Here is a 9,401-nt window from a genome sequence, read left to right as displayed (position 1 = left end):
AACCAGAACCCGCCGCCGGAAGCCTTCCGTGCCGTGCGGGGAACTGCCGACGGCACTCCGGGCTGGACCGAGGCCGAGTTCGACCTGGGCGGCGCCGTGGTGAAAACGGCGGTGGTCAGCGGGCTGGCCAACACCCGCCGCCTCATCGAAGCGGTGCGCGCCGGCCGTGTGCACTACGATTTCGTGGAAGTCATGGCCTGTCCCGGCGGATGTGCCGGCGGCGGGGGACAGCCCCACAGCCCCGACGATGAGGAGCTGGCCCAGAGCCGCGGACAGGTACTGTACAGCATCGACAAGGGCTGTGCCCTGCGCTTCTCCCACGAAAATCCCGCCATCCAGGCCCTGTACCGGGAAGCCCTGGGCGCTCCCGGCAGCGAGACAGCCGAAGCCTGGCTGCACACCGATCACTTTGGCTGGGAGATGCCCTCCCAGGCTGGAAAAAATGAATAAAAATACTTCCTGAAAAGGCTTTACACAAAGAATAAAGTTGGATTTTTATGCCCGGTGCCGGTAGGCACCGGGCAAATTTTCACATTTGAAGGGGCTTTTCTGTCCGGCGGAAAAGTTGACAACGTTACAATTTTGTGATATTTTATTGAAGATTCCTTTGCTCAAACGATGGCGTTTGATCAAACGCTGTCGTTCCTTTTTTTTGTGATGGGGTGTCCGCCGAAGGCACACAAACGTGTTCCGTACCCGGCACCCTCCCGAAACGGGGAACAGGCGGGGAAAACGGGCGGCGGCCCGTTCAAAACACGCAGCCAGCGCGGGTCCTGCAGGGCCCCGTATTTAATGAGGAGAGTGAACGAACGTGACCCGATATGTCGTAAAACGTGTGTTGCTGGCGATCGTGACCGTGATCATTATCAGCTTGATCACCTTCTTCGCGATGAACGCGATCCCCGGCGGCCCCTTCAACAAGGAAAAGGCTCCCAGTCCCCAGGTCCAGGCCGTGCTGGAAGCACGTTACAACCTGGATAAACCGGTGGGGGAGCAGTACATCCTGTATATGAACAATATCCTGCACGGTGACTGGGGCGTGTCCCTGAAGACCGGCCGTGATATTACCTCCACCCTGATCACCCGCTTCGGCGTTTCTTCTCAGCTGGGTCTGCAGGCTGCCGCGGTGGCGGTGGTTCTGGGTCTGGTTCTGGGCAGCATTGCGGCCCTGAACCGCAACAAGCTGCCGGACCGGCTGATCATCTTCTTCACCACCCTGTTCACCGGTGTGCCCAGCTTCGTTCTGGCCACCCTGCTGCTGCTGGTATTCTGCGTGCAGCTGAACATTTTCCCGGTGTGGAGCGCGGAAAACCCCAACTACTTCCTGCCGGTGGTTTCCCTGTCCTTGTACCCCATGGCGTACATCACCCGTCTGACCAAGACCAGCATGCTGGACGCCTTGGGCCAGGATTATGTGCGTACCGCCCGGGCCAAGGGCGTGCCCCAGGTCAAGGTGATCTTCAAGCATGCCCTGCGCAATGCGCTGATCCCCGTTGTCACCTATGTGGGCCCCATGATCGCCTACATCATTACCGGCTCCATGGTCGTTGAGAGCATCTTCACCATCGGCGGCCTGGGCACCCAGTTCGTCAACAGCATCAACAACAGCGACTACCCCCTGATCATGGCCACCACCCTGTTCCTGGGCATCCTGATGGTGTCGGCCAACCTGATCACCGACCTGGTGTACAAGCTGATCGACCCGCGCATCGAACTGGAGTAAGAAGGAGGAAAGAAAATGACCTACGCAGAAAACGGTATGCCCGAAAAGAACCCTCTTTCGGTCCAGATCGATCTGTCCAAGTTCAGCTCCGCTGACTTTGAACCCGCCACCGACGAAGAAAAGGCACAGCAGGAGGTCATGGGCGAAAGCGTGACCTTCTTCAAGGACGGCTGCCGCCGCCTGATGAAGAACAAGCTGGCCGTGGGCAGCATCGTCGTGCTGGTCCTGCTGCTGCTCAGCATCATCATCATTCCGTTCTTTGTCCCCTACAGCTATGAGGACATCATCACCGTGGACGGCCGCCGTGACAAGACTGCCACCAACCTGGCTCCCTTCGAATGGTCCGACCGCGAACTGCAGTATATGGAAGAGACCGGCGAACAGCTGTTCCCCCATGTGATGGGCACCGACAGCCTGGGCCGTGACTACTTCATCCGCGTCATCTACGGCACCCGCGTCTCCCTGGCCGTCGGCCTGGTGGCATCCATCATGGTGCTGATCATCGGCTTGATCTACGGCTCCATCTCGGGCTGGTGCGGCGGCACGGTGGATATTATCATGATGCGTATCGTGGATATTATCTACAGTCTGCCGGACACCCTGATGATCATTCTGCTCTCCGTTGTTCTGAACGAGACCCTGAAGCCGGTCATTGAAAAGGTTCCCATGCTGCAGTCCCTGGGCACCAACATGATCGCCCTGTTCATGGTCTTCGGCCTGCTGTACTGGGTGGGCATGGCCCGTCTGGTCCGCGGTCAGATCCTGACCATCAAGCAGAACGAGTACGTTCTGGCGGCCCGCACCATCGGCACCCCCAGCGGCCGCATCCTGCGCAAGCACATCCTGCCCAACTGCCTGTCCGTCATCATCATCTCGGTGGCGCTGCAGATCCCCTCTGCCATCTTCACCGAAAGCTACCTGTCCTTCCTGGGCATCGGCGTCAAGGTGCCCATGCCTTCGCTGGGTTCTCTGGCCAACGAAGCCCGTGCGGGTATCAACAGCTATCCCATGAAGCTGGTCTTCCCGTCGCTGATCATCTGCCTGATCGTTCTGGCCTTCAACCTGCTGGGCGACGGTCTGCGCGACGCGTTCGACCCCAAACTGAAGCGCTGAGGAGGGGCAAAGTATGAGTGAAGTAAAAACCAGCCAGGACTGGAAATACCTCCTGGAAGTCAAGGACCTGCATACCACCTTCTCCACCGACAAGGGCGGCGAAGTGCATGCGGTCAACGGCGTCTCCTTCGCCCTGGAACCGGGCAAGATCCTGGGTATCGTGGGCGAATCCGGCTCCGGCAAGTCCGTCACCGCCTATTCCATCATGGACATCCTGTCCGAGAACGGCGGCATCACCGGCGGTCAGATCCTGTACAAGGGTCAGGACATCACCAAGTGGGATGAAAAGCAGATGCAGTCCTTCCGCGGCAAATGCTGCTCCATCATCTTCCAGGACCCCATGACCAGCCTGAACCCCGTGTTCACCATCGGCAACCAGCTGATGGAAGCCATCATGCTGCACACCGACCGCAACAAGGCCCAGGCCAAGGCCCGTGCCATTGAGATGCTGGAACTGGTGGGCATCAATGAACCGGAAAAGCGGATCAAGCAGTATCCCTATGAGCTGTCCGGCGGCATGCGCCAGCGTGTCATGATCGCCATGGCTCTGGCCTGCGAACCCGACATTCTGATCGCCGACGAGCCCACCACCGCCCTGGACGTGACCATCCAGGCCCAGATCCTGGAACTGATGCAGGATCTGCAGAAGAAGCTGGGCATGGCCATCATCATCGTCACCCATGACCTGGGCGTCATCGCCTCCATGTGCGATGAGATCATCGTCATGTACGGCGGCCGTGTGTGTGAGCGCGGCACCGCCGACGACATCTTCTACGCGCCGGCCCACGAATACACCAAGGGCCTGCTGCGTTCCATCCCCTCCGGCTCCAACATGAAAGAGCGGCTGATTCCCATCGGCGGCACGCCCATCAACATGCTGGACCTGCCCGCGGGCTGCGCTTTCTGCCCCCGGTGTGATTCCGCCATGAAGATCTGCCTGCGCGAACTGCCCCCGGAACTCCAGGTGGGCGAACACCACATGGCTTCGTGCTGGCTCAATGTGAAGAATGCAAAGGAGGGGAAGTAAGATGGCAAACAGCGAATACCTTTTGCAGGTCGAGCATTTGAAGGAATATTTCCCCGTTCGTGCCGGCCTGGCCAAGACCATCCACCTCAAGGCTGTGGATGATGTTTCCTTCGCCATCCGCCCGGGTGAGACCCTGGGTCTGGTGGGCGAATCCGGCTGCGGCAAGACCACCGTCGGCCGCACCCTGCTCCAGCTGTACAAACCCACCGCCGGCCGCATCACCTTCGACGGCAAGGTCATCTATGACAGCGGTGAGCAGTACGATGAGAACGGCCAGCTGAAGGTGGATGCCAACGGCAAGCCGGTCATGGGCAAGAAGGTCCATGTGGACATGCTGCCTTACCGCAAGGAAATGCAGATGGTCTTCCAGGACCCGTATTCTTCCCTGAACCCCCGCATGACCGTCGAGGACATCATCGGGGAACCTCTGGATGTGCACAAGCTGTGCAGCAACAAGAAGGAACGCCACGAGCGCGTCATGGAACTGATGGAACTGGTCGGCCTGAACGCCGAGCACGCCATGCGGTATCCCCATGAGTTCTCCGGCGGCCAGCGTCAGCGTATCGGCATTGCCCGTGCCCTGGCGGTCAACCCCAAGTTCATCGTCTGCGACGAGCCCGTCTCCGCTCTGGACGTTTCCATCCAGGCCCAGGTCGTCAACATGTTTGAGGATCTGCAGGAGAAGCTGGGCGTTGCCTACCTCTTCATCGCCCACGACCTGCTGGTCGTGCACCACATCAGCGACCGTATCGCCGTTATGTACCTGGGCAAGATGATGGAGCTGGCCGATTCTGACGAGCTCAACGACAATCCCATCCATCCCTATACCCAGAGCCTGCTGTCCGCCGTGCCGGTACCCGATCCGCGTACCGCCCGTGCGTCCAAGCGTATCGTGCTGGAAGGGGACGTGCCCAGCCCGCTGCATATGCCCAGCGGCTGCCCCTTCCGTACCCGCTGCCGTTACGCCACCGAGCAGTGCGCCAAGGCCATGCCTCCGTTCACCGACCGCGGCAACGGCCACTATGTCGCCTGCTGGAACAAGTAAGCAAGCCGGCCCGATAAAAGGGAAATTCTGCCTGTCCGTTGCCCATGGGCAGGCAGTTGCATAACAGAACACCCAAAGACAAGGCGCTTGCCGTGTGCGAATTTTGGCACCCTGCCCAAAAATGGTGACTGAAAAGCAACAGCTTGGCCACTGGCATTGCAAATGCCGGAGCCAGAAATTATAATGGGCATTGTATCAGGAGAAGTCCAGACAAGGGCGGAACGTCCGCTTTTGTCCGGGTTTCTGATAGAATCTCTAGGAGGAAAGAACAATGAAAAAGCTCATGGCATCTGCACTCGCTGCCGCCATGGTCGTCAGTCTGGCTGGCTGCGGCGCTTCCAGCACCGCTACCACCGGCGAGACCGGTTCCGCGGCTGCGACTTCGGAGTCTGCTTCCACTGAGTCTGTGCTCAACACTGACACCAGCACGTTGTACATCAACCTGGCGTCTGAGCCCGACCGTCTGGACCCGGCTCTGAACTCCACCGTTGACGGCGCCGTTCTGGCAGTCAACAGCTTCGTGGGTCTGCTGACCTACGACGAAAACGGCCAGCTGGCCCCGGGCGTGGCGGAAAGCTACGACGTCTCCGAGGACGGCATGACCTACACCTTCCACCTGCGTCAGAGCAAGTGGAGCGACGGCACCGACCTGACCGCTAAGGACTTCGTCTACAGCTGGAACCGTGCCGCCAACCCGATGACCGCTTCCGACTACAGCTACCTGTTCGACGGCCTGATCGCCAAGAACGAGGCTGCCGAGGAAATGGTTGCCAACCCCGAATATGACGCTGCTGCCGCTGAGGCTGCCGCTGCTTCCGGCGAAGAGTACAGCACTCCCGCTGAAGTGTACAGCGACGCTGCTCTGGCTGAGCAGGAAGCCAACAACATCCTGGTGGGTGTTGAGGCTACCGACGACTACACCCTGACCGTCACCCTGGTCAGCCCCTGCCCGTACTTCCTGAGCCTGTGCGCTTTCCCGACCTTCTTCCCGGTCCCGCAGGCTTCTGTGGAAGCTGCTAACACCGACGGCACCAACCCCGGCGCCTGGGCTCTGGAAGCCGGCTTCGTCTCCAACGGTCCCTACACCTGCACCGCTTGGAACCATGACGAGAGCATGACCTACACCAAGAACCCCAACTACTACGATGCCGACAGCGTTTCCATCGAGACCCTGCAGTTCATGCTGAGCGCCGATGACACCGCTATCTACAACGCCTACATGGCCGGCAACCTGGACTTCATCGATACCATCCCCAACGAGCAGATCCCCAAGCACAACGGTACCGATCCTGAGTTCTACATTGCCACCAACATCGGCACCTACTATGTTGGCTTCAACGTGAACTCCAAGCTGTTCGAGGGCAAGACCCCCGAGCAGGCCAACGCCATGCGTGAAGCCATCAACCTGCTGATCGACCGTCAGTACATCGTTGACACCATCGGTCAGACTGGCCAGGAACTGGCCAACACCTTCGTTCCTGCCGGCATGAGCGACTCCAACGGCGCTGAATTCCGTCAGAACACCGACAGCTACACCTATCCCGATGCCGAGGCCGTCGGCTACCTCGATCCCACCGAGGATGCCTACGAAGAAAACCTGCAGACCGCTATCTCCCTGCTGGAGAGCGCTGGCTACGAGTTTGACGACAACGGCATGCTGAGCTCCTCCACCCCGCTGTCCTTCACCTACCTGACCAACGAAGGCGCCGGCAACGAGGCCATCGGCGCTGCTATCCAGCAGGATATGGCCGCTGTTGGCATCACCGTCGACGTGGAGACCCAGTCCTGGAACGTCTTCCTGAACGAACGTAAGGCCGGCAACTACGACGTCTGCCGTCAGGGCTGGCTGGCTGACTTCGATGACCCCATCAACATGCTGGAGATGTGGACCACCGAGTCCGGCAACAACGACGCTCAGTTCGGCCGTCCCGATGAGACCGGCTCCGTGCCTTCCTACGCTCCGCAGAACTGGGATACCTACAACGATCTGATCGCCAGCATCAAGGCTGAGACCGATCTGACCAAGCGTGTTGGTCTGATGCACCAGGCTGAGAACATGCTCATGGAAACCTGGGCTATTGTGCCTCTGTACTACTACAACGACCCCTACATGCAGAAGTCCAATGTGGAAGGCGTCTACACCAACTCCTTCGGCTTCAAGTACTTCCACCATGCCACCAAGACCGCTGCCTGATCTGATCAGCACAACGGCTTGAACAGCAAATAAGAACCGCCCCCGTGCTTGGCACGGGGGCGGTTTTTTTGTCTGTCAAAGGCAGCGGCTGAAAATGGCGACAATAAAAAAGTTCTGCCGGATTCCGGCAGAACAAGCGCGGCAACCTTACAGCTTGCCTTCCTCCAGCAGCTGCCGCACTTCCAGCAGATCGTGGCAGCAGCAGGTGTAAAGCTGTTTGATTTCCTCATCGGGCTGGGCCAGATCGGGCACCATCACGGTCACGGCACCCGCTGCGTGGCCGGCCCGTACCCCATTGAAGCTGTCCTCCAGCACCAGACAGTCCTTGGCGGGCAGCCCCAGCTGGGCGGCCGCTTTCAGGAAGATATCCGGGTCCGGTTTGGAGTGTTCCACATCGTCCCCGCAGACGATGCCCTGAAAGTATCCGTCCACATGATCGTTTTTCAGATTGTTTTCGATCATATGGCGGGGGCTGGAACTGGCCACAATGCAGGGGATATGATGCTTTTTCAGCCATTCCAGCAGTTCGTGCAGACCGGGTTTGCAGGGAACGGGATGGGTGAAGCGCTCCGCTGCGATGTCATAGACTTCCTTCAGCATCACTTTTGGGTCGATCTGGGGATAGAACTCCGCCAGATGCCGCAGCAGATTTTCCCCGGCCAGACCCCGGCCGCTGGCCATGAATTCCGGCCCCGGCTGGGGCAGACCCAGCTTGCGGCAGCAGGGAGCCCAGAAGGTATCCCACAGCCGTTCGGTGTCGAACATCAGGCCGTCCATATCAAAAATAACACCCTTGACCATACTACTTTCTCCTTCTCCTGTGCGGTTGGAATCGCGCCCTTATTGTACCGCAAAAATCTGCCGCTTGCAACAAAAGTTCCTTCCTGGGGCTTGTATTCACCACTTTAGAGCGCTATAATAAGGCATAGCTATACGGACCGCTCCCCCGCGGTATGGCGCCAGACGGCCGCATATGCTGTTTTGTGCGAATATTTGTGCGATAGTAAGGAGAGAAGGAAAAATGTTGGACATCAAAATCACGCGTACCACAACGCCCAAAGAAAAACCTCAGGACGAGAGCAAGCTCGGGTTCGGCAAGATCTTTACCGACCATATGTTCCTGATGGACTATACCGCCGGCGAAGGCTGGCATGACGCCCGTATTGTGCCCTACGGGAGCCTGCCCATGGACCCTGCCACCACCGTTTTCCACTATGCCCAGGAGATCTTTGAGGGCATGAAGGCGTACCGCACCGCGGACAACACCATCCAGCTGTTCCGCCCCGACTGCAACGCCAAGCGCTTCCAGGATTCCGCCGACCGTCTGTGCATGCCTCCCATTCCGGTGGAGGATTTCATCCAGGCCGTGGAGACCCTGGTGGATGTGGATCGTGACTGGGTGCCCCACAGCGACGGTGCATCGCTGTACATCCGTCCCTTCGCCTTTGCCACCGATGTGGGCCTGGGCGTGCATGCTTCCCGCCATTATCTGTTCGTCATCATCTGTTCTCCCTCCGGCGCCTACTACGCCGAGGGTCTGGACCCCGTCCGCATCTATGTGGAAGATGAATACATCCGTGCCGCTCCGGGCCTGACCGGCTTCACCAAGTGCGGCGGCAACTACGCCGCTTCCATCAAGGCCGGCGAACTGGCCGAGGAAAAGGGCTTCAGCCAGGTTCTGTGGCTGGACGGCGTGGAAAAGAAGTACGTCGAGGAAGTCGGTTCCATGAACATCATGTTCAAGATCGACGGCAAGATCTACACCGCCGCCTGCACCGGCACCGTCCTGCCCGGTGTTACCCGCCGTTCCATCATCGAATTGCTGAAGGACTGGGGCTATGAGGTCATCGAAGGCAAGCTGGCCATCGCCGATGTGATGAAGGCTGCCGACGAAGGCAAGCTGGAAGAAGTTTTCGGCACCGGCACCGCCGCCGTGGTCAGCCCCGTCAAGGAGCTGGACTGGGAAGGCAAGGTCGCCAACATCAGCGACGGCAAGATCGGACCCCTGACCCAGAAACTGTACGACACCCTCACCGGCATCCAGTGGGGCAAGCTGCCCGACACCAAGGGCTGGACCGTCAAGGTGGAGCACAAGAACTGATAGGCAAGGCTCCTTCGCAAAACTTTTACAATTGAAAACGAATTGAAAAAAGCGCGCAGCTGTGTATAAATACGGCTGCGCGCTTTTGCGCGTTCCGGCTGGGGGGCGGGTCTTTGCCGTTTCTTTGCCGGTTTCGCGGAGGGCCCGTGGTATAATAAGGCCTACACCCGAACCCGGGACAGGAAAGGAGCGCATACC

8 protein-coding genes are annotated in these 9,401 nt (G+C 59.1%); 7 read left to right on the top strand and 1 reads right to left on the bottom strand.

The window, feature by feature from the left end; all coding sequences use genetic code 11:
- From Q0K17_RS01340 to Q0K17_RS01315, 6 genes are all read left to right on the top strand, one after another.
- On the top strand, nt 1-450 hold a 450-nt coding region (locus Q0K17_RS01340; RefSeq protein WP_294538951.1), incomplete at its 5' end, for an iron hydrogenase small subunit.
- Nucleotides 451-811: 361 nt separating this feature from the next.
- Entirely contained in the window at nt 812-1,723 is a 912-nt protein-coding gene (locus Q0K17_RS01335; protein WP_294538948.1) for an ABC transporter permease, read from the top strand.
- 36 nt (nt 1,724-1,759) lie between these two features.
- Complete coding sequence (locus Q0K17_RS01330) at nt 1,760-2,836, top strand: ABC transporter permease (RefSeq protein ID WP_366776618.1); 1,077 nt, start codon at nt 1,760-1,762, stop codon at nt 2,834-2,836.
- Between the two features lie 13 nt (nt 2,837-2,849).
- The gene (locus Q0K17_RS01325) at nt 2,850-3,863 is read left to right on the top strand and encodes an ABC transporter ATP-binding protein (RefSeq protein ID WP_294538943.1); all 1,014 of its coding nucleotides are present in this window, start codon (nt 2,850-2,852) and stop codon (nt 3,861-3,863) included.
- Nucleotide 3,864: 1 nt separating this feature from the next.
- On the top strand, nt 3,865-4,908 hold the full coding sequence (locus Q0K17_RS01320) for an ABC transporter ATP-binding protein (RefSeq protein ID WP_294538940.1): 1,044 nt from the start codon (nt 3,865-3,867) through the stop codon (nt 4,906-4,908).
- A 271-nt stretch (nt 4,909-5,179) separates the two neighbouring features.
- Entirely contained in the window at nt 5,180-7,102 is a 1,923-nt protein-coding gene (locus Q0K17_RS01315) for a peptide ABC transporter substrate-binding protein (protein WP_294538937.1), read from the top strand.
- Nucleotides 7,103-7,249: 147 nt separating this feature from the next.
- Here Q0K17_RS01315 and Q0K17_RS01310 read toward each other — a convergent pair whose 3' ends face one another.
- Nucleotides 7,250-7,903, bottom strand: coding sequence for an HAD family phosphatase (locus Q0K17_RS01310; RefSeq protein WP_294538934.1), 654 nt, complete (start codon nt 7,901-7,903; stop codon nt 7,250-7,252).
- Between the two features lie 220 nt (nt 7,904-8,123).
- On the opposite strand from Q0K17_RS01310, the gene Q0K17_RS01305 reads away from it, so the two are divergent.
- The gene (locus tag Q0K17_RS01305; protein ID WP_294538931.1) at nt 8,124-9,203 is read left to right on the top strand and encodes a branched-chain amino acid aminotransferase; all 1,080 of its coding nucleotides are present in this window, start codon (nt 8,124-8,126) and stop codon (nt 9,201-9,203) included.
- The last annotated feature ends 198 nt before the right edge of the window (nt 9,204-9,401 follow it).

Source organism: uncultured Gemmiger sp., assembly GCA_944388105.1.
Taxonomy (GTDB): Bacteria; Bacillota; Clostridia; order Oscillospirales; family Ruminococcaceae; genus Gemmiger.
This window is presented reverse-complemented; position numbering and strand designations above follow the sequence as displayed.

Coding starts and splice junctions, on each gene's coding strand:
- Q0K17_RS01330 (WP_366776618.1), top strand. CDS start 1,760: ATGCCCGAAAAGAACCCTCTTTCGGTCCAGATCGATCTGTCCAAGTTC.
- Q0K17_RS01325 (WP_294538943.1), top strand. CDS start 2,850: ATGAGTGAAGTAAAAACCAGCCAGGACTGGAAATACCTCCTGGAAGTC.
- Q0K17_RS01320 (WP_294538940.1), top strand. CDS start 3,865: ATGGCAAACAGCGAATACCTTTTGCAGGTCGAGCATTTGAAGGAATAT.
- Q0K17_RS01315 (WP_294538937.1), top strand. CDS start 5,180: ATGAAAAAGCTCATGGCATCTGCACTCGCTGCCGCCATGGTCGTCAGT.
- Q0K17_RS01310 (WP_294538934.1), bottom strand. CDS start 7,903: ATGGTCAAGGGTGTTATTTTTGATATGGACGGCCTGATGTTCGACACC.
- Q0K17_RS01305 (WP_294538931.1), top strand. CDS start 8,124: ATGTTGGACATCAAAATCACGCGTACCACAACGCCCAAAGAAAAACCT.